The 22,046-nt window shown below is 42.0% G+C and carries 14 protein-coding genes; 10 read left to right on the top strand and 4 right to left on the bottom strand.

Annotated features, from left to right (window positions below; genetic code table 11):
- Positions 1-359 precede the first annotated feature (359 nt).
- Both L2703_RS08835 and cysK read right to left on the bottom strand, forming a co-directional pair.
- The gene (locus L2703_RS08835) at positions 360-3,197 is read right to left on the bottom strand and encodes a TonB-dependent receptor domain-containing protein (RefSeq protein WP_248970738.1); all 2,838 of its coding nucleotides are present in this window, start codon (positions 3,195-3,197) and stop codon (positions 360-362) included.
- 800 nt (positions 3,198-3,997) lie between these two features.
- A complete protein-coding gene (gene cysK / locus L2703_RS08840) occupies positions 3,998-4,963 on the bottom strand; it encodes a cysteine synthase A (protein ID WP_248970739.1) in 966 nt (321 codons plus the stop codon).
- A 388-nt stretch (positions 4,964-5,351) separates the two neighbouring features.
- On the opposite strand from cysK, the gene L2703_RS08845 reads away from it, so the two are divergent.
- Positions 5,352-6,473, top strand: coding sequence for a beta-ketoacyl-ACP synthase III (locus L2703_RS08845; protein ID WP_248970740.1), 1,122 nt, complete (start codon positions 5,352-5,354; stop codon positions 6,471-6,473).
- 30 nt (positions 6,474-6,503) lie between these two features.
- The gene (locus L2703_RS08850; protein WP_248970741.1) at positions 6,504-7,733 is read left to right on the top strand and encodes a response regulator; all 1,230 of its coding nucleotides are present in this window, start codon (positions 6,504-6,506) and stop codon (positions 7,731-7,733) included.
- A gap of 713 nt (positions 7,734-8,446) precedes the next feature.
- Here L2703_RS08850 and L2703_RS08855 read toward each other — a convergent pair.
- On the bottom strand, positions 8,447-10,798 hold the full coding sequence (locus L2703_RS08855) for a DUF5916 domain-containing protein (protein ID WP_428848652.1): 2,352 nt from the start codon (positions 10,796-10,798) through the stop codon (positions 8,447-8,449).
- A gap of 164 nt (positions 10,799-10,962) precedes the next feature.
- A complete protein-coding gene (gene cysZ, locus L2703_RS08860) occupies positions 10,963-11,736 on the bottom strand; it encodes a sulfate transporter CysZ (RefSeq protein ID WP_248970742.1) in 774 nt (257 codons plus the stop codon).
- A 160-nt stretch (positions 11,737-11,896) separates the two neighbouring features.
- On the opposite strand from cysZ, the gene L2703_RS08865 reads away from it, so the two are divergent.
- The 8 genes from L2703_RS08865 to L2703_RS08900 all read left to right on the top strand — a co-directional run bounded on the left by L2703_RS08865 (position 11,897) and on the right by L2703_RS08900 (position 21,923).
- A complete protein-coding gene (locus L2703_RS08865; protein WP_248970743.1) occupies positions 11,897-15,328 on the top strand; it encodes a chromosome segregation protein SMC in 3,432 nt (1,143 codons plus the stop codon).
- Positions 15,329-15,349: 21 nt separating this feature from the next.
- Positions 15,350-16,420, top strand: coding sequence for a cell division protein ZipA (zipA, locus tag L2703_RS08870; protein WP_248970744.1), 1,071 nt, complete (start codon positions 15,350-15,352; stop codon positions 16,418-16,420).
- 139 nt (positions 16,421-16,559) lie between these two features.
- A complete protein-coding gene (gene ligA, locus L2703_RS08875; RefSeq protein ID WP_248970752.1) occupies positions 16,560-18,572 on the top strand; it encodes an NAD-dependent DNA ligase LigA in 2,013 nt (670 codons plus the stop codon).
- 54 nt (positions 18,573-18,626) lie between these two features.
- Positions 18,627-19,115: a DUF2919 domain-containing protein gene (locus tag L2703_RS08880; protein WP_248970745.1), complete on the top strand. Its 489-nt coding sequence runs from the start codon at positions 18,627-18,629 to the stop codon at positions 19,113-19,115.
- 100 nt (positions 19,116-19,215) lie between these two features.
- Entirely contained in the window at positions 19,216-20,415 is a 1,200-nt protein-coding gene (locus tag L2703_RS08885) for a cyclic di-GMP phosphodiesterase (RefSeq protein WP_418358634.1), read from the top strand.
- A 16-nt stretch (positions 20,416-20,431) separates the two neighbouring features.
- Positions 20,432-21,238 (top strand): SDR family oxidoreductase, encoded by an 807-nt coding sequence (locus L2703_RS08890; RefSeq protein ID WP_248970747.1) that lies wholly within the window; start codon positions 20,432-20,434, stop codon positions 21,236-21,238.
- Between the two features lie 50 nt (positions 21,239-21,288).
- Positions 21,289-21,522: an RNA-binding S4 domain-containing protein gene (locus L2703_RS08895; RefSeq protein ID WP_238105413.1), complete on the top strand. Its 234-nt coding sequence runs from the start codon at positions 21,289-21,291 to the stop codon at positions 21,520-21,522.
- Positions 21,523-21,533: 11 nt separating this feature from the next.
- Positions 21,534-21,923: a ribonuclease E inhibitor RraB gene (locus L2703_RS08900; protein ID WP_248970748.1), complete on the top strand. Its 390-nt coding sequence runs from the start codon at positions 21,534-21,536 to the stop codon at positions 21,921-21,923.
- Positions 21,924-22,046 lie beyond the last annotated feature (123 nt).

Consider the following 22,046-nt stretch of genomic DNA (forward strand, 5'->3'; position numbering starts at 1 on the left):
GTCATGCTTGCTCTGTTAAATAGCGAGGGTGCAAAAAGTGGCTGGAGCATTTATTTGTGCGAGTATAAAAGGACTTATAAATGCGTTGCATGACGTTGAAAGCGCATCGCTATTTATTCAGTCATCTGTTTTGTTGAATCCCATTTACACTCTCGCTAATTAACGCACAATAAGATCAGTTGAGTCTATGTTCGGTTATTTTGACAAAGGGGGATAGTGATTAATGATGGTTTTGTGGCGCGATTGGCACTATTTTAGGAAATACGTAGGCGCTGAATGAGCAAAATGCTTTAAATAAAAAAACGGCATCTTGCGATGCCGTTTAACACACAACACTTATGCCAACACAGTTTTAAAAATTAAAACGTGTAAGTGGCTGTAGTGTGGAAGAAGCGACCGACGTTGTCATAAGCTGAACTTGCGGTATCAGTACCCGTAGTACCGTAAGGTAAGTCACGGTTAAATACGTTGTCGATACCAAACTTCAATGTGACGCCAGAGTCAAAGTTATACGCGACAGACACATCACTAATGTAGTAGTCGTCGTAGGCCATGCTGCTGCTTGGGTTAGCATTATTGTCTAGCGTGTAGTTAGTGTATAAGTCTACAGCTTGAACATAACGGGTTCTCCATGCGTAATCCCAATTATTGATTGCATAGCTAATGCTCCAGTTTGCTTGCCACTCAGCATAACCTGCAGTGCCTGCAAGTTCTTCATAAGTGTCTGGCTCATCTTGGAATGAATAATCATTACGTTTAAGTAGACGAGTTGCAATCAGGTTAGTTGATACGTCACCTTCAAAAGCTTCAAATGTGTAGCGAATATCAAAGTCGATACCCGCTGCTTCAAGTGAAGCGATATTGAGTGAGAACTGTCTAATCTGAGTAATTTCACCACTGCTTGAATCACGAGTGATTAAGCTACAGTATTCATTATTGATACCACTTGTAGAGTCAACACAACGGTTAAGAATATCTTGAGCACCAACAGCGCTGATGGCGTTTTCGATTTCGATATCCCAGTAATCAGTCGTGATAGATAAACCATCAATAAAGCTTGGTTGATATACTACGCCTAAAGTGTAACTTGTTGACTCTTCTTCTTTTAAGTCTTCATTACCGCCGCTTAAGCCTTCAAGTGTTTTGTCGTCATACTCTGAATCAAAACCACTTGGAATACCTAACGCTGCACAGTTAGCTGTGCGAATACTTGCATCGCTTAAATCGTCTAAGTTTGACGTACGACATGGGTCATCAACACTGAAGAATGTTTGGCTTGCTGCGCCGTATAGTTCACTGATGTTAGGCGCGCGGATTGCTTCAGAGTAGGTTGTACGAACACGCACTTCGTCGTCGACTTCCCAGCTTAAACCGGTTTTCCAGGTGGTAGCATTGCCTATGGTGCTGTAATCAGCAAAACGGATAGCCAAGTCGAGATCTAGCTGGCGAACCATAGGTAAATCGGCGAGTAATGGTACTGTCATTTCGGCAAAGACTTCACTGACGTCAAATTCGCCTTTGTCTTCACCCAATACGTTAAAGAACGTTCCTTCAGCATTATCAGGCTCAAAGATTTCACTTTGTTCTTTACGGTATTCAACCCCGGTAGAGAAGCCGACATAACCTGCTGGCATTTCAAACAAACCAGAGTTTGTCATGCTGCCGCCTAATACGGTTTGTTTAATTACCGAGGTGCCAACAGACGTGGTATTGATATAATCAATGGCTTCTTGGCTAGGTGCACCAAACCCAAATATATCTACAGCAACACAGCCTGCCGCTCTTGCAGCTTCATCGCGACATACTGCTTCGCCATCGACTAAAATAGAGTCAAGCGCGTTTGAATAATTACTATAAACTAGGTTGTTTTTATTGACGCGTTCTAGATCGGTTTGGCCATAAACGGCATACAGATCATAGTCCCAATCTTCAAAAACAATACCGTCTAAGCCTAAAACATAGCGTTGTGTTTCGCGGGTATCATCTTCGATACGTACACCAAGATCTGTCATAAAACGGCGAACGTTTATGGTGTCTACATTGTTTTCTTGCATCAATGCAACAAGTTCAGGGCTGATAAAGGCGTTATCAATGCTCACGTTATTGACAGCACTACCAAAGAAAAACGCTGGTTGACCTTCGTCAGTTGACTGACTATTGACGTATTTTGCTTCAAAATACACGTTGTGGTCGTCGTTTAATTGGTAATTGGTTTTAAAGTTAATATTGTAGCGTTCAAATTCTGGCTGCAATTCAACAAATTGGTTTAAATTAGTGAAATCACAATCAGCACAACGAATACCATCAACATTTTCACCTAGGTACACATCTTTCATTGAACCGTCGGCATTAAAGGTCTTCCAACCATCTAAATAAAACGTACCAGCGTTACTAATGCTGTAATGGCCTGCATTAGGGGTTAAGATTTTATCTGGGTCCGCTGGGTCGTTATTATCAACGGTACGGTCAGTGTTAGTTAAGCTTGCAAAAGATGTTGACGTTTGCTCGCGGTCAAATGCACGCAGTTGCTCTTGTGCACTGTATTCCACGGCAAAAGCCACATTACCGTCGCCTTGCGCAAAATCTTGACCATAAGATAACGAAAATCTGTCTTTGTTGTGGTCACTGTCATCTGCCCAGCCTTTGGTGGCTGAAACATCTAGACCGGTGACATTTTTCTTTAAGATAAAGTTAACCACACCAGTAACCGCATCCGCACCATAAATAGCTGATGCACCGCCGGTGATCACTTCTACTTTATCAATCCACACACTTGGGATTGTGTTAACGTCTACAGATGAAGTCCCTGCAGAGCTAGATACATGACGTTTACCGTTAACTAATACTAAGGTTCTGGCGGTCCCCATACTTCTTAAATCAAGTAAGTTAAGCCCTGATGTCCCGATGAAACGTCCAGAGTTTGCCAATGAGTAGGTGTTGCCAAGTGCAGGTAATTGGTTTAGCGCTTCACCAATATTGGTTACACCCGTAGATAATAACTCATCGCCTGTAATGACAGTAACAGGGGTTGGCGCAATAGCACCTTCACGAATAATACGTGAGCCTGTAACGGAAATACGTTCTACATTTGATGCGGCTTCTTCAGCTACCGCATTGATTGATGTGGTGGCAGACATTGCTGCACCTGTCACTAACGCAATGCGAACCGCATTGGATAATGTTGAATAAACTTGCATGTATCACTCCCAGAAATGTTTTTTATTATGGTGTAATTGCGGTCAATAAATGACAAAACAAATTGACATAACATTACACAAGCAAGGGTATAGCGATTAATAAAATAAAAAACAATACTCTAAAATTAGCTGGTTTTAATTTAAGCGTTAACTTAAATTTTTATTTTAATAAACAAAAAGGTCACAAATGAGTGACTAGTCCGCTAATTTGTAAAGGAGTTGATTTACACAGGCTGAAATTGTTATTAAGTTGTATTTAAATAATATGTGCGCAATAAAGTTCTGAATATTTTTTAATCTTAAATGTTATATAAATGTAGTGTTAAATAATTAAAAATTTAGATGAATATTTTTAATAATGAGATATTTAACAGTAAATATGATGCTAAACAGTACGATAGGATATTGGATACAATATATTGAGGGCGGCGTCGCATTGTAAAATGGCTTAGTCAATATACCGGTTTAAATCGAGATTAATTGGTTTTTATGCAGTTTATTTGGTTAGTTAACCTCAGCTCTGGATAACAAACGCCTTTCAAGCAGTCCTTTGCCTTCCTCACTGCGTTGAATTAACTTGCAATAGGCTAGCTATTGACGCGTTAATTCGCCTTGTTAGCAAAACAAATCACAAGCTTGACAGTGGATTTTAGTCAATCTATTGATTTATATCGTTATCAATACATCTCTTATCCAGAGTTGAGGTTAGTTAACATTGAGCGAGACAAAATAAAAATGCCAGCAAAAGTAAGCTGGCATTTTATGGGTATCAATCGATTGACCGATTTATATCATATTATTTATTGTACGTTTTCGCTGTCGCCAAATTCACCAGCAAATAATACTGATGATAAATAACGTTCAGCCGCAGAAGGTAATACAACCACAATTGTTTTGTCTGCAAACTCAGGTAGTGCAGCAATGCGGTTGGCTGCAACAACAGCAGCCCCTGAAGAAATACCCACGAGGATACCTTCTTCTTTCATTAAACGACGAGCCATTTCAATCGACTCTTCGTTAGTGACCGCTTCAACACGATCAATAATCGAAAGGTCAAGGTTACCCGGAATAAATCCAGCACCAATCCCCTGGATTTTGTGAGGACCTGGTTGAATTGGTTGGCCTGCTAATGCTTGGGCAATGACAGGTGAATCAACTGGCTCAACGGCCACTGAGGTAATGGTTTTGCCTTGTGCTTTAAGGTAGCGACTTACACCTGTTAGTGTTCCACCAGTACCCACACCAGCAACAAACACATCAACTGCACCATCGGTATCGTTCCAAATTTCTGGACCTGTGGTTTTTTCGTGTATCTCTGGGTTTGCAGGGTTACTGAATTGACCAAGCACTAAATATTTTTCAGGAGCAGATTGACGGATTTCTTCCGCTTTATCAATCGCGCCTTTCATGCCTTTAGCGCCTTCAGTTAACACTAGGTTAGCGCCTAATGCTTTAAGCAGTTTACGACGCTCTAAACTCATGGTGTTTGGCATGGTAAGGGTTAATTTATAACCACGTGCAGCAGCAACATAAGCAAGTGCAATACCTGTGTTACCTGAAGTGGGTTCGATTAACTCGATGTCTTTGGTTAGCAAGCCTTTTTTCTCGGCATCCCAAATCATGTTTGCGCCGATACGACACTTAACACTAAAGCTTGGGTTACGCGCTTCTACTTTTGCTAGCACCTTACCATTGCTGACACGGTTTAAACGAACTAACGGGGTATTACCTAAAGTGTATGAATTATCTTCGAAAATTTTGCTCATGGATTATTTGCTCCTATGGTTGCATGCTTCAATCATAGTCAGATAGACAAGATTTAGAAGTGAAAGTTTGTTCTTCTTTATTCTTTTTAGTTATTAGCGTTAAGCCTGTTATGCTAAAATAACAGTTTTTGCAGGAATACTGGGCTTTTAGGCTAAATATTGTCCGTTTGATGGTCTGACCATTATGCAAAATTAATTTAGTATGACGAAAACAAAATATAAAATACTAGAATAGCTGCAATCAGTTAATTTGGCTCGCTTAAATGTAACGTGACAGATGTCGAGGGTAATGATGGCAAAAATATCATTATACTTAACTCACATCAGGGGACCGTTTCGTTACTCATTGAGCATTAACTCACTTACTCATAAATAATGGTAAAGCAAAATGAATAAAGTTGTGATTTCGGGTAGTGGTTTATACACACCACCTTACAGTGTGTCCAATGATGAACTAGTGACTTGTTACAACAGTTATGTTGATCAGTTCAATCAACAACATGCTGAAGACATAGACGCAGGTACAACAGCGGCATTAGCGTACTCATCAAGTGAGTTTATTGAAAAAGCATCTGGCATTAAAAGCCGTTATGTGATGGTTAAAGACGGTATTTTAGATACCGACATCATGATGCCATTAATTGCAGATAAACCTTCTGAAGCCTTATCTATGCAAGCTGAAATGGGCATTGCAGCAGCAAAGCAAGCACTTGAGCAGGCTAATGTTAATGCAGAAGATATTGATTTGGTGATCGTTGCATGTGCTTATACCCAAAGAGCCTATCCTGCTATTGCCATTGAAATTCAGCAAGCCATGGGCACCAAAGGGTTTGCTTATGACATGCTTGTTGCCTGTTCGTCGGCAACGTTTGCTATTGTTAACGCCGTGAATGCTATTCGTGGCGGCACAGCTAATCGCGTACTTGTGATTAATCCTGAATTGACTTCACCACAGATTAACTTTCGCGATCGCGATAGCCACTTTATCTTTGGGGATGTGGCGACAGCCGTAGTGGTTGAGCGCGCTGAGCTTGCCACCTCAACGAATGCATTTAGCGTGCTATCGACTCGTTGTGTGACTGATTACTCAAGTAACATCCGCAGTAACTTTGGTTTTGTTAATCGATGCGATCCGGCTACGGCTAACAGTGCTGATAAGCTATTTCATCAACAAGGCCGTAAAGTGTTTAAAGAATTGCTGCCAATGATTTACCATCACCTAGACAGCCAATTTGCCGATGAGCAAATCAAGCCTGAAGAATTTAAACGTTTATGGCTGCATCAGGCTAACATTAATATGAATTTATTTGTCGTTAAGAAGCTGCTTGGCGACAATGTGGAGCCTAGCCAGGCGCCAATCGTATTAGATGAATACGCCAATACCGCGTCTGCGGGTTCTGTGATAGCATTTCATAAGTTTAATCAAGATTTTAAATCTGGTGACTTAGGGCTATTATGTTCATTTGGCGCGGGTTATTCGATAGGCAGTATCGTGCTAGAAAAGTGCTAAAGTACACAGATAACGAACAAGGTGAATATATTGCGAGTATTGATTGTTGAAGATTCTCATATGGTATCTAAGGTACTTAAGCATTTAATTGTTCAAGAATTAGGGTATCACGTAGACATTGCTCCAGATATGTCCTGCGCGCTGACATTATTAGAGCAACATCAATACTTTGTTGTTGTAGCCGATTTAAATTTACCTGACGCATCAAATGGCGACATTGTGCGTCTGGTATTATCGTCTTATAAAACCCCTTGTATTGTGCTGACCAGTAATTTAGACGCTCATCAACGGCGTGAAATCCTTAAACTTGGTATTGTGGACTATATTCCTAAAGATAATCGATATAGCTACCAGTATGTTGTTAAGCTTATAGATAGGTTATACCGTAACCAACAGGTTAAGGTGTTAGTGGCCGATGACTCTGTCGTGAGCCGCAAGTTTGTGCGTATGTTATTAGAGCATCATTTGTTTCAGGTGCTAGAGGCGAATGACGGTGAAGAAGCCCTTGAGGTGCTCGAGCGCGAACCTGACATCCAATTGCTTATTACTGATTACAATATGCCGAAAATTGACGGTGTTGAGCTTATTTTACGCGTACGTGAAAAGTATCATCGTGAAGATATTGCCATTATTGGCTTATCGAATGACAACGACGAAAGTTTGTCGGCTAAATTCATTAAAAATGGGGCGAATGACTTTTTGCAAAAACCGTTTGTGCATGAAGAGTTTCATTGCCGTGTACTAAACACCCTAGATTCGCTTGATATGATGCGTAATCTATGGGCTAAAGCCAATCGAGATTATTTAACCAAATCTTATACCCGTCGGTATTTTTTCAGTCAACATGACACCAAAGACAGTGAAAGCGGGCGGTTAACAGTGGCATTGCTGGACATCGATTTTTTTAAAAAAATTAATGATACACATGGCCATGATACCGGCGATCAAGTGTTAATTGAGTTTGCTCAGCGACTCGAAAACGCCTTTGGTGCTAATTTTACTGTTGCACGCTTTGGGGGTGAAGAGTTTGTTATTGCCTTTAAAGGTTTAGACAGTACTAAGGCCAGCACCTTAATCAATAAATTTAGAGAGCAGTGTGCTGCTAATCCTATCAACACCAGTGCAGGTGATTTGCATGTGTCGTTTAGTTGTGGTGTGTCGACAAGAGAAAATGAAACCTTAGACCATGCACTGCAACGTGCAGATGAATTACTGTATCAAGCTAAGGCTGCAGGTCGAAACCAGGTCATGAGTCAGTAATACCATTGCGCATTAATAAGTGACCACTGTGAATGCGTCCAGCGGTTTTTGATTAAGGCGTCGCTATGTAGTCATGGTGGTTCCTTTTCAAATAGCGAGAACCGCAAAGCAAAATCGGCTGGGGCATTCCTTTTAGGATAGTGTTAAAAGGGCTTACACTGCGCTGCATGACGTCGAAAGAGAATCACTATTCGTTCAGTCATTCGCCTTGTTTAAGCCCTTTTAAATTCTCGCTGAGATATCACTTACTAACGCGCAATAAATGAGTTGTGATAAACAAAACGCCGTTGATGCAATGTATCAACGGCGTTTTTGTTGGTTCAATTTAAGGGACGCTATGTCGTGATATCAATCAGCACAAAAATGTGATCATACTTAACCTGAGCTCGGGATAAGGGATGAACTTATACTATTTAAAATCAACATGTTATCCATTCTCACTTTCAAGCTTGTCATTTGTTCTGCTAACAAGGCGAATTGACGCGTCAATAGCTAGCCTATTGTAAGTCGATTCAACGCAGTGAGCAGGGCAAAGGACTGTTTGAAAGGCATTTATTATCCCGAACTCAGGTTACTTACTGGCTAACAGCGCTGATAACATCGTACAAGTTTTGCAGGTAGCGCAGCGGCCTCGCTGCCATTTCTGCCCTGTTCTAAGCGATTTTTCCGGCGTAATATCTGATCATTTATTTATCCTGATGGCATTAATCCTGTTATAACAACCAAGCGTAACTTAGCTTCATAAAGTACGTTTTCTCATGTTGGGTTAATGAATCTAAGTCATCGTTTGCTGCAAATGCATCAGAATAGCCGACATAAAATACACTTTGCGGGTTTAATTTATAGCCATAAAGTAATTCATTACCTAAGTCTCGATAACGCTTATCCGGTCGTTGATATAGGTACAAAGTAGGATCACGCTCAATTTGGGTATACACACTGCTTAAACGAATAAAGCTGTTGAGAGTTAATTGCCAATTTAAGCGCACGTCACTTAGGTTTGCGGTAAATAAACGGCCATCGTCAACATCCAAAATTTGATAACGGTGTGAGATGTCGAGCACTAGCGACTCAGTTAGTTTCCATTCAAGCCCCGGGTTAAACATCTGCACTTTAGCTGGGCGATTATTGGCAAAATCGATATCATCACCCAAATACATATCGAGCTCTAACGTTAAAGCGCTGACAGGGGTAAAGTTGGTATACAACCAGCCTAAGGTTTCTTCGAACATCGTGGTATTTTGGTCAATGTCAATCACACTGGGGTTATGGCGTCTGCCCACACGCTCGCGTTGTATCATGCCTGTTGCAATGTAACTTTGTAGGCCTCCTTCAAGTTCAATAAACATTTCCGTTTCTTGTTCGAGACGCTCGTTATTTTGGCTATGGGTAATGTCCCAATCTCCGCCTAACTCTATGCGGCTAAAAAAATGGTTGTCTGGATACCAAATATAACCGCCACCAAACACATACTTAGTTAAATCAACTTTATCAATAAAACCTAAATCGGCTCTAAAATCGCTACCAATCGATTCATAATTTGTTGATACATACCAGTTTCTGCGCTCATGTTGATAAGCGATATTGTACATTGCATCGTTAAATTCACCGTTTTTATTGGTGCGCAGTACTCGCTCGTTAATGGCACAATTGCCCATTTCACAGTCATCAATGGTGTCACTACAATCGTCTGGGCCACAAAACTGATTAAAAAAGTCATCTGGGTATTGAGTTTGCGAATGGGCATATTGCGCCGTAAAGGTGTCTTGCTTTGTCGGTTGATATTTTACGTCCATACTGGCCAAATAATTATGGTAATCATCCGCTTGTTTTAAGGTCACTAAACCACCAATCGAGAATTGCTTGCTGGGGTCAAATCGATAGCGAGTTGCAACGTTATGGCTTTGCTCATTGATCACGGCAATGTCTGAACTGAGATTACCGGGCACCAAAAATTGGCTTTGAATGTCATTAGCCGCCAACATGGCAAAGGTGTGGTCATCTGTCTTACTGGTCAGTTTAATACCGTAATCGGGTGAGCCAATATTGCGGGTGTGGAGTAATGCTAACTGGGTATCAAAATAGTCTTTGTTGTCTAAAAAAAACGCGCGTTTTTCAGGGAAAAATAGCGCAAAAGTGTTATTTACATCTAATTGCCCTGCATCGGCTTCTACTTGAGAGAAATCCGGATTAACCGTAGCGTTTAACAAGGTTGTGGGGGTGATCCCCCAACGCAAGTCAACACCGGCTTCAACGTTGCTGCTATCTTGCCATGGCCCCCTAGGTGCAAGTTCTCGTTGGTGGCTTTGATCGGCAACAAAAGATGGCGTTATTTGTAGGTCTTTGCCTTGTGTTGCCCCAGCAAGGCCTGAGGCGGTACCCAGTTGGCAAAGTTGGCAAGACACATTACGATCAATTTGGTGAGTCGAGAACCTGTGGGTTTCATTGCGCGGGTAAAAACGGATTAATTCGATTCCCCATGTTTGTAACGGGTGACTGTCATCAAAGTTAAACAAGCGCAGCGGCAGTTGTATTTCAACCTGGTAACCTTGTTGAGTTAATTTGCCTTTGCTGTACCAAATACCGTCCCAGGCATCGCTTTCTTCGCCTGTTAGCTCGTTTTCGATGGAATCACTTTGTACTCCATAAGCGTTTATAAAAAATTGATAAGCAAGACGGGCATTATTAAAGGTATCAAGTTTTATACCCACCATATCGTCGCCCCAGGACTTATCTCGATCTCTTAGGTTTACCCTGATATTTTCGGGTGATGGGTCATGGGCGATAAACGCAAAATATAAACTGGTTTTAGAGGCAAAAACTTTCGCGTAAGTTGTTACCGGGGCGGCAATATTCTCACCCGGTGAGGTTTCGTATTTTAACATAACCTGTGCAGCTTGCTGCCAAACAGGCTCATTGAAATCACCATCGATGTCGATATCTTGGTTGATTGTTGGGATGTCTAAATGAAATTGTTGGCTAGAACCGGCAACACTGGTTTGGGGAGCAACAGCAAAAAACAAACCAGCGGCAAGCACGGCACGAAAAGTATTAATCACAATCACAGTTTCTCTTTATTGTTATTTTGGTTATTGTCGCAAAAAAGTGCACTGATGGCAGGTCTGACTTGTGACTAAAATATCAATCAATTGTTACAGGATATTGGCTAAACAAAAAGCCTGTTCGGCAGAACAGGCTTAAGGATGGCTTTTGTAACGCTGGGGAAAGCTTATTCTGGCGCGACTATCGGGTTTTTGTATGCTTCTCGATATTTATCAACCCACATAGAGGTTGCACCGCAAATGGCGACAGGCATGACGATAAAATTAACGATAGGGATCATTGAAAACAAGGTAACCGATGCGCCAAAACTATAACTGGATCCTTTGGTGTTTTTAAGCGCAAATTTCATGTCATCAAAGCTGACTTTATGGTTGTCAAATGGGTAGTCACAATATTGAATTGCCATCATCCATGCCGTAAACAAAAACCACAAAATTGGCGCAGCTGTTTGGCCAATGACAGGCACCCAAAACAATATTAAAAAGAGTAATGCTCTAGGAAGATAATATTTTAATTTTGTCCACTCTCGTCCAAGTACACGAGGCAAGTCTTTTATCATGTCGATAGAGCTGCCGGTGTTTAGATTTTTACCGGTAAGATGTTGCTCAACTTTTTCGGCGAGTAAACCATTAAACGGTGCCGCTAACCAGTTCATCACCGAACTAAATACAAACGACATCACAACTAACATGGTTAAGATTGCCAAGGGCCATAAAAAGAAATTCAACCAACTTAAATAGTCGGGCAATTGGCCGTTCATCCAGTCAAAAAGTTCTGTTAACTTGCCTACGGCAAAATACATTGCCCCAGCAAAAAGGACGATATTGATCAGTAGTGGGATAAACACAAATGAGCGCAGACCCGGTTGTTTAATCAATTGAAAGCCTTGCATAAAATAATTAACACCGCTTTTTTTAACGGTCTGAGAATGATTTACCATTTAACGTGCCTATTTTGTGACTCATAATCTTGATTTTGACGAGCCAAACACAATAAAACAAGCGATAAACTGTTTCAAAAGGATAAAAATCGTTACAAAATGAAGATCAATTGCTAAAGTGAGCTGCTTTTTTCTTTTAATGCGTACCTGAACTGGCAACATGAGATTAAAACAAATAAAACTTGCTGGATTTAAGTCGTTTGTAGACCCAACTAAAATCCCATTTGATAATGCGCTATCTGCCATTATCGGTCCTAATGGCTGCGGTAAATCCAATGTGATTGACGCTGTTCGTTGGGTGTTGGGTGAAAGCAGTGCCAAAAATTTACGCGGCGATTCGATGACAGACGTTATCTTTAATGGCTCATCTTCGCGTAAACCCATTTCTGTGGCGGGTGTTGAATTAGTCTTTGAAAATACTCAAGGGCGTTTAGCTGGCCAGTATGCCAGCTACCAAGAGATATCGGTTAAGCGGCAAGTCAATCGCGACAGTGAATCAAGCTACTTTTTAAACGGTCAAAAGTGTCGTCGTAAAGACATCACCGATCTCTTTATGGGAACGGGACTTGGGCCGCGTAGTTATGCCATTATCGAGCAAGGCACCATTTCCCGTTTAATCGAATCCAAACCTCAAGAGCTTCGCGTTTTTATTGAAGAAGCGGCCGGTATTTCGCGTTATAAAGAACGCCGGCGCGAAACAGAAAATCGTATTCGTCACACACGTGAAAACCTAGACAGATTAAATGACATTAGGGTTGAACTGGGCGCACAGCTTGATAAATTATCACAACAAGCCAAGGCGGCATTACAATACCGTGAGCTTAAAACCAATGAACGTTTGCTGCATAGTCAATTATTGGTTATACGTTATCAAGAGTTATTAACACAGACCGACAAGCTCGAAGGCGAATTATCGGCGCTTGAGCTCCAATCTGCCCAGCAGCAGGTGATTTCACAACAGTCTGACACCAGTGTGACACAGCTGAAACAGCAGCTTGCCGAATTAAGTGATTCAGAACATCAATTTGTTGAACAGTATTATGCTGCGGGAAACAACATCACTAAGCTAGAGCAGCAATTAAAACACCAGCAGCAACAAGACACACAATTACAACAACAAATGAATGCATTACAGCAACAGCTAGCAGCAGGTGAACATGCCATTGCGGCTTTGCAAGACGATTATCAACGTTTGCTAGGACACGCCAAAGAATTAACACCACAATACGAACAAGCCCAAGCAGCGCTTGAATTAATCGATGAACAACTCGCTGTGGTTGAAGAGGCCTGTGATGAGCAACAATTACAGTTAACACAATATGCAGAAACCTTAGCATCAAGCAAAATGCAACTGGCGTTGTCACAGTCAACGTTAACTCATCAACAGCAAAGTTTGCAGCAGGTCGAGTTGCAAAAAACACAATTGTCCCAGGAGCTAGCCGCACTCGAACAACAAGATAATTTGTCACAGCTGACGCACTCACAAAATGAGTTAAACCAAATCACAATCGAGCTTGAGAACACGCTCAACGAACTACAACAAAGGCAGCAACAAGTTATAGCGGCTCAAGCTGCCGTAGACATGCACCGTGAACAGTATCAAACGCTAAAACAAACAATGACGCATCGTCATTCTCGTTTACAGCTTATTGATGAGTTGCTCGGCGCACAAACACTCTCAAGTGGTGAGCAATTGTGGCAGGTGATAGAGGTGCAGTCTGGCTGGGAAAACGCCGTTGATATGGTGTTGCATAGCTTGAGTCAATTCCCCGTATTAGCACCAGATGAAGCCGTGAACACTAACAGTGCAATGGGGTTTGTTAAAGGACCACAACGCCACCATGTCGCCTTTAACACTCAGGTTAATCTGGCGCCTTGGTTAACGTCTGTACACTGGGTTAACACGCTTGATGAGGCAAAACGCCTCTTAAGCGACATTAATGAAGATCACTATTTTGCAACCCAAGATGGTTACCTGGTGGGCCATGGTTTTGTGTTAAACCAGACCCAAGCTCAAACAGGGCAGTCTGCGATTGTGCTTAGCCAAGAGCGCGCTGTATTAAATGAACAACTCAGTGAACTAGAGCAACAGCTAATTGTGGCGCAGCAAACATTAACCCAATGTACCCAAGACGCTGCAGCACAACAATTGCAGTTAAGCCAGGTGCAGCAGGGGTGTCATCAACTGCAAATTAGCCAAACCAAATTACAATCTACCCTGGCAAGTTTGCAGCAGCAACATGACGACAAGCAACATAAACAGCAAAAAAGTCATTATACGCTAACCCAGCTTAAGCAGGCATATCTTGATAAGCAAATGCAAATAGAAGCTTATGAAGAGCAAGTTATCGTTCAAGAACAAGTATTGTCTAACGCCATAAATCAACACGAAATTGCCCAGCATGCTTGGCAAAATAGCCAGGCCAAACTGCGAGAAATTAAAGCTAAACGAGTTGATGCGCTTAATTTGCTGACACAACAACAAACTCAATTGCAACAACATGCCACCCAACAAGCACTTAGCTTGCAGCAACTCCAACAAAAACAGGAAAAACAGGCTGAGTTATCGACGCAACATGCTCAATTACAACACCTGTTGCAAGATAATCAATTTCTACGTGGTGAACATCAATTAGCGCAATTATCTGCTCAACTGACTGATATGCTTGAGCAACAACAAGCCTTGCAGCTACAATTGCAACAAAATAGAGCGCAACAAGCAGAGTTACAAGCTGATTTAGATAGCTCAGTAATGATGCAAAAACAACAGCTTGTCGTAATACAAGACTTGACTCAAAAGATAAGCGCGTTAAAGTTACGTCGTGAGGGATTAAAAGGCCAAGCCAATGCGCAGCTGCAATTATTACAAGAGCAGCAAATTCAGTTGCAACAGGTCATTGCCGATATGCCCGAACATGCCAGCGCAAACGTGTGGGCTGAGCAGCTAGAAAAAGTGAAGCAAAAAATAGTTCGCTTAGGTGCGATTAATCTTGCGGCAATTGAAGAATTTGAAACCCAGCGTGAACGCAAAGCCTATTTAGACAGCCAAGATGATGATTTAAATAAAGGGCTTTCCACGCTAGAAGATGCAATAAGAAAAATAGATAAAGAAACTAAAAGCCGCTTTAAGGCCACATTCGAAGCGGTTAATCACGATATAGGACAGTTATTTCCTAAAGTGTTTGGTGGTGGCAAGGCGTATTTAGCCCTCACCGATGACGACTTACTGGAAACCGGCGTAACCATTATGGCTCAACCGCCGGGTAAGAAGAATAGCACCATACATTTACTTAGTGGTGGAGAAAAAGCCTTAACCGCTTTATCATTAGTCTTTGCTATTTTTAGACTTAATCCAGCACCTTTTTGTATGTTAGATGAAGTTGATGCACCTTTGGATGACGCTAACGTTGAACGTTTTTGTCGGTTATTACAAGAAATGTCGCAAAGTGTGCAGTTTATTTATATCAGTCACAATAAAATAACGATGGAAATGGCTGATCAACTTATTGGCGTTACTATGCATGAACCTGGCGTTTCAAGGATAGTCGCAGTGGACATTGAAGCCGCCGTTGCCTTAGCCGATGCGGTATAAATTAGAAAGACAGGGATACTAATGAAAGATCTACAACTGGTGTTGTTTGTACTAGGCGCGATTGCAATTATTGCAGTGTTAGTGCACGGTTTTTGGTCAATTAGAAAACAACAACCTAAAGAGATGAAACAAAGCCCAATGGCAGGGTTTTATAAAGACCAAGCGCAACGTCGCGACTCCGAGGGGTTCGACGCAGACGGTATTGGTAAGGTGCGGGTACGCAAGGCCGACGAAGTAGAAGAGACTGTCATAAAACCGGTTTTAAAAACCAATTTAAGCCAAAAAGCTCATCGTCCAGAAACACCTCAGAGCCATACGCCTCAGAGTCATACTCCTTTGCAAGACTCATTGCGTCAGCCTGACACGCCTGTAAGACAACCAACACAACAACCTTTGTTTGTAGACGATACCGCTCCTGCACCAACGGCACCAAGCTTGGCGCAACATGTTAATTCAGCGATGAGCTCACCGAAGAAAATTTTTAATTCTTCAACCAGCACGGCAAAACTTGAGAGCTACACAGGTAAACCTTTGCCGCCAAGAGCTGAGCCTGCAAAAGCAGAGCCGGTAAAAGTTGAACCAAAAACCGTGCAAACAGAAGCACCAAAGGCTGCACCTAAGCCTGTTAGCACCAGTGAAAGCAAGCCGGAAAAAACAGCGACTCAAGCAGAGCAGCCTAGCGATCCAACAGATGTATTAGTGCTGCACATTGTTGCCAAACAAGGTTCGCAAATTCACGGTGCAGAGTTATTACCGAGTTTGTTATCGCTCAATTTTAAATTTGGCGACATGGATATTTTTCATCGTCACATCGATAACGCTGGCAACGGAAAGGTATTATTTTCGTTGGCTAATATGTTAAAGCCTGGCGTGTTTGACCCAGATAACATGGAGCAGTTTGTGACTCAAGGCGTGGTATTGTTTATGACATTGCCTGCCTTTGGTGATCCTATGATGAACTTCACCATTATGCTTAACTCTGCATATCAAATTGCTGATGACTTAGATGCTGATATTCTTGATGGCCAACGTCAGCCTTGGTCTGATGCGATTAAAAAAGACTACATTAGACGAGTCAATGCGGCTTTGTAGTATAATCTGCTCAAGCTCAATGCTATAAGGCCGCAACAGCGGCCTTAATTGTTTTACCCCTAACACTGAAAACCATAGCGTTTCACGCTATGTTGATGAAACGACTATACGGTTAATTTGTATGACTACGGATACCCCAATGCGCGCAATTGAAAACGAAATTGATCAACTGACTCAGGCCATCAATCAACACAATATTCGTTATTATGTTGATGATGCACCGTCAATACCTGACGCTGAATACGACAGATTAATGAGACGTTTAATTGAGCTTGAACAAGCACATCCGCATTTGAGCCTACCTGACTCGCCAAGTAAAAGGGTGGGTGGCGTAGCGTTACAAAAGTTTGAGCAAATCACTCACCTAAAGCCAATGTTAAGTTTAGATAATGCTTTTGACGCCGAAGATTTTAGTGCATTTAATAAACGCATCACCGATAAAGTCGACACTGTTGATTATGTCTGCGAACCTAAGCTTGACGGTTTAGCTGTGTCGATTACTTATCGCCACGGTGTACTTGAGCGTGCGGCCACGCGCGGTGATGGTACGGTTGGCGAGGACATTACTGAAAACGTCCGCACCATTCGCTCAATTGCGCTTAAACTACGTGGAGAAGGTTTTCCTGACTTAGTCGAAATACGTGGTGAAGTGTTTATGCCTAAAGCGGCATTTGAGGCGTTAAATCAACGTCAAATCAGCAAAGGCGATAAAGTCTTTGTTAATCCACGAAATGCAGCAGCAGGCAGTTTACGCCAATTAGACAGTAAAATTACCGCCTCACGCGCTTTGGGATTTTACGCCTACGCGCTTGGGGTCGTTGAAGGTGAATCGCAGCCGATGCAATTAACCCATTTTGCCCAACTCACCCAACTGAAACAGTGGGGATTACCGGTAAGCCAAGAGGTAAAAGTGTGTGACACGGTTGATAAAGTGTTTGCATATTATCAAGATATTATGACTCGTCGCAGTCAATTAGAGTATGAAATTGATGGTGTGGTGATTAAAGTCAATGACATCAACAAACAGCAGTCTTTAGGTTTTGTCGCTAAAGCGCCACGTTGGGCCATCGCTTATAAATTCCCCGCGCAAGAGGAAATGACCTTACTCGAAGCGGTTGATTTTCAAGTTGGTCGCACTGGTGCCGTCACCCCAGTCGCTCGCCTAAAACCGGTATTTGTAGGCGGGGTCACGGTATCAAATGCCACATTACATAATGCCGATGAGATTGCCCGTCTTGGCGTTAAAATCGGTGATACAGTGATTATTCGCCGAGCAGGGGATGTCATACCGCAAATTGTCGCCATCGTTTCTGAGCAGCGTCCAAATGATGCTCAAGATATTGTGTTTCCACAACATTGCCCAGTGTGTCAAAGCGTGGTTGAACGTTTAGAAGGCGAAGCCGTTGCGCGTTGCAGTGGCGGTTTGTTTTGTGAGGCACAGCGCAAAGAAGCCATTAAACATTTTGCCTCACGTAAAGCATTAAATATTGATGGCATGGGTGACAAAATAGTTGAGCAGCTGATTGATAAAGAGTTAGTGAAAACGCCTGCTGACTTATTTTCATTAACGGCCTCTGCTATTACGATGCTCGATCGTATGGCCATGAAGTCGGCCACAAATATCGTCAATGCAATTAAGCAAGCCAAAATCACCACGTTAGCCCGTTTTTTGTATAGTTTAGGGATTCGCGAAGTGGGCGAGGCAACCGCGGCCAATCTTGCCCAACATTTTGCCGAGTTTGAGCGGATCCGCACTGCCAGTGTTGAACAGTTGCTTGAGGTGAGCGATGTGGGGGAAGTGGTCGCTAAGCACATTAGTCAGTTTTTTGCTCAGCCACACAATATTGAGGTTATTGAGCAGTTATTGGCAGCTGGCATTACTTGGCCCGCGATTGCCCAAGCTGATGAGTCTCAATTACCCTTAAAAGGGCAAACCTGGGTACTCACTGGAACCTTAACTCAACTCAATCGAAATGACGCTAAAGCACAATTACAAGCGTTAGGCGCCAAAGTCGCTGGCAGTGTGTCTAAAAACACTGATTGTGTTGTTGCCGGTGAAGCCGCGGGGTCAAAGTTAGCCAAAGCTCAAGAGTTAGGGGTTAAGGTGATGGATGAGCAAGGCCTGTTGGCTCTTCTTAATCAAAGCAACTAGGCCAGAATGTACGAGTACTTTATTTATGTTGTTTGCTGCCGATAAGAGTCTACTGTGAATTTTAGTCATATTACTTGGCTTGACGATCGTGGCCACATTAAACCGCCTTTATTTTTGTATTTAATACTGGTGTTTTTAGCGAGGGGCTGGTGTATTTTTATTGCATCACTGACGCAGTTTAATGATCGTTCAGGCTTGGTGAGGTTGTTTTACCCAGAAAAGTCCGACTTTATTTTGGCATTAATTGCCGGGGTAGGTGCCGTTTTAATTTATGGGCTGGTGATTGCTGAACGAAAACGCACCTGGGTAGTGCTAAGGCCTATATTTAATCGAAGTGCTTGGTTTTTATGGGCTTTACTTGTGTTAGATGGGGTGTTTTTGTTTCAACGGGTCGTACACGACAATTTTGTATTTAACATCGGTTATTCGTTAGATGCACTTTTTTTATTTTGGTCTGTGATTTATGTACTAAAATCAAAGCGGTTACATTACTACTTTGCTGATTGGACGTTAGAAGATAATCTACCCGAGGCTGCAAAATAAAAGCGTATTTTTATCTATTTTTGATTAAATAATGACAATGTTAGCGTAGCAATGACATTATCACTTCAGCCCCATGGGCTTATGTGAAAGGATCACAACTTTGGCTAAAACAGAATTAACACAAATACCCGTTTCTCAAATGGTGATAGGTCTAACCGTTAAGCTGCCATTGTCGTGGACTAGCCATCCTTTTTTCCGCAGTAAAGTTAAATTAGAACAGCAAGTGCAAATCGAGATGATTAAAGGGCTTGATGTTGACTTTGTGTACGTTGTCGACGGACATGAATTATTACCAGTAGCTGAAACGCCAGTCGAAATCGAACAACCACAAGAAGAACATATCCAAGAAGTCGATTACCGACCCTTGGCCAAAAAAAGCATGCGTGTAAGCCAACAACGATTTGTAAAAGCAGTCAATGACAGTCGCACCGTTTTTGGCAAAGTGGTTAGCGATCCAGAAGGTGCCTACCGTGAAGCGGCAACCTTAGTAGAGAATTTAGTTGAACACTTATATGAGAGCGAAACACCGCACTTAACCCTTGTGGGCAGCGGCGAAGCCGACGTGAGTGTGACTCAACATGGTATTTCTGTTGCGGTATTAGCAATGATGATTGCCCATGCATTGTCTTTCACAAAAAAAGACGTGCGCGATATTGCTTTAGGCAGTTTATTTCACGATATAGGTAAACTGAAAGTCCCTGAGGAAATCCGCCGCAAACGTACAGAGCTGACAGAAGTTGAAAGCAACTTTTTAAAGCAGCACCCCAATTTTGGCCACGATATGTTAAAAAGAAGCGGATTGTTTCCAGAGGCTGTACTGGATATTGTGTTACACCACCATGAATACATCGACGGCAGCGGTTATCCTGATGGCCTCAATGAAGTTAAATTACTGAATAATACTCAAGTCGTGTCATTAGCCAATGATTATGAAACCTTACTGGCCAAATACCATACCCCGCAAATCGCTTTGGGTATTTTGTTTAAAAACCACAGCAGTAAACACAGTGATAAACTCATATCTGTGTTAGTTAAAATTTTAGGTATTTACCCGCCTGGCACCATAGTACGTTTAACCGATGACACAATTGCAAAAGTGATGATGACTACCGCCGATGTAAAACAGCCTCATGTGTGGGCATGTGACAGCAGTGGTGGTGAACCCAGTTTTCGGTTTTTAATTAACGAAGATGTTCATGTGCAAGAAGTGATCAAGATAAATGAGCTAACAGATGGTGCTGTAAAAACCTTGCAAGCTAATAATCCAATTAGCTTTTATTTTAATCATTTTAATCATTAACCCATCAAGAGTCTCAATGAACATTATTAGTATTATTGGCTGTGGTTGGTTTGGCTTTCCATTGGCCAGCCATTTAGTCCGTCAGGGATTTCACGTTAAAGCGTCTAAACGTAAAGTAGAAGATTTAATACCTTTACAGCAACAAGGCATTGAAGCCATTCAGTTAGACTTAGCCAATGTCAGTGCTCAGGTGAGTCGCACAGGGTTATTTGATAGTGATGCCATAGTGATTAATATTCCACCTGGGCTTCGCCGTGGCGGATCTGATTACCTCCTTTATTTGACCAGACTGAAACAATTAATTGGCACTCGCCAGTACCAAAAGGTGATTTTTATCAGTACCACGGGCGTATATCCGTCACTTGATCACACGGTGACCGAAGCAGATGCAACAGCCTTTAATGACGCCAGTGCCACCTTATTAGAAGCGGAATCCATGTTCGCAACCATGCCAAACAGTTGCATTGTGCGATTTTCAGGTCTGATTGGTCCTAAACGTCATCCAGGGCGATTTTTTGCCGGAAAAGTTGATGTAAGTGGTGCTAATGTGGCGGTTAATTTAGTGCATTTAGATGATTGTGTTAATGCTGTTAGTTTGATTTTATCAGGCCGTGACACTCAATCCGTTTATAATTTAGCGGCTCCAATCCATCCTACTCGCGGTGAGTTTTACGTTATTGCATCACAACACCTTGGCTTGCCTCCACCGGAATTTAATCAACAGCAGCAACCCAGTAAAACCATTGATGGCCAGTTAATTTGTCAAGATTTAGGTTTTGAGTATCGTCATCCTGATCCCATTAAAATGCTTGATGCTTGCTAACCCTGCATAGGCTATAATAGCGCCCATATTTTGAATACAAGGCAATTATTGTGACGACTCAAACTCAAGCGTTTGCATTACTTCCAGGTGATGAATTCGTAGAACTCTATAAAGTATTAAAAGTACAAGGCTTAGTAAATGGTGGTGGCGATGCAAAGCATGTTATTACTGAAGGCCAGGTAACCGTAAACGGTGAAATTGATACTCGTAAACGTAAAAAGTGTGTTGTTGGCGATATTATTTCGTTTAATGGTGCAAATATTGAAATTGTTGCCGCTCAATAAAGGACAATTATATGCAATTCCCTGATGATGATAATGGCCAAATGCTGGCTGCAATGGCGGATGCTGGTATTGATTTAACGCAATCACTTGAAGTAGATTTTTTCTTGGTGTTTGATGACCAACGTGATGCCGAGTCGGCTATTGAAGCATTAAGCCAAACTGATATGCAAGGTGAACTCGAGCTTAACTTTGACGAAGAAAGCACTAAATGGGAAGTCATCGTATGCCTACAAATGGTGCCTGAGTATGATGCGCTTGTTGCTAAAGAAACCGAATTGAATACTTTCGCGCAAGAATTTGACGGTATATCAGACGGTTGGGGTGTTATGCAGCATCAGCATGGCGACGATGAGTTTGCTGACGATGATGATCACCAATGTAATGAGCATTGCCACCACTAAACTTTTTAGGTGTCTAGGGCCTGTTGACCTTTCAAGGTTGTTTTTGCAGCGAATTGTTGGCCATTACTCATATACAAGTGCGCGGCAGAGACTTTGAGGTGTAGTTATTCTACATAAAAAGTC

This window comes from Shewanella basaltis (assembly GCF_023283885.1).
Taxonomy (GTDB): domain Bacteria; phylum Pseudomonadota; class Gammaproteobacteria; order Enterobacterales; family Shewanellaceae; genus Shewanella; species Shewanella basaltis.

Bases quoted from the DNA above. Each gene is read 5' to 3' on its own strand.
- L2703_RS08890 (WP_248970747.1), top strand. From the start codon at position 20,432: ATGAACATTATTAGTATTATTGGCTGTGGTTGGTTTGGCTTTCCATTG.
- ligA (WP_248970752.1), top strand. From the start codon at position 16,560: ATGCGCGCAATTGAAAACGAAATTGATCAACTGACTCAGGCCATCAAT.
- cysK (WP_248970739.1), bottom strand. From the start codon at position 4,963: ATGAGCAAAATTTTCGAAGATAATTCATACACTTTAGGTAATACCCCG.
- cysZ (WP_248970742.1), bottom strand. From the start codon at position 11,736: ATGGTAAATCATTCTCAGACCGTTAAAAAAAGCGGTGTTAATTATTTT.
- L2703_RS08900 (WP_248970748.1), top strand. From the start codon at position 21,534: ATGCAATTCCCTGATGATGATAATGGCCAAATGCTGGCTGCAATGGCG.
- L2703_RS08835 (WP_248970738.1), bottom strand. From the start codon at position 3,197: ATGCAAGTTTATTCAACATTATCCAATGCGGTTCGCATTGCGTTAGTG.
- L2703_RS08845 (WP_248970740.1), top strand. From the start codon at position 5,352: ATGAATAAAGTTGTGATTTCGGGTAGTGGTTTATACACACCACCTTAC.
- L2703_RS08865 (WP_248970743.1), top strand. From the start codon at position 11,897: ATGAGATTAAAACAAATAAAACTTGCTGGATTTAAGTCGTTTGTAGAC.
- zipA (WP_248970744.1), top strand. From the start codon at position 15,350: ATGAAAGATCTACAACTGGTGTTGTTTGTACTAGGCGCGATTGCAATT.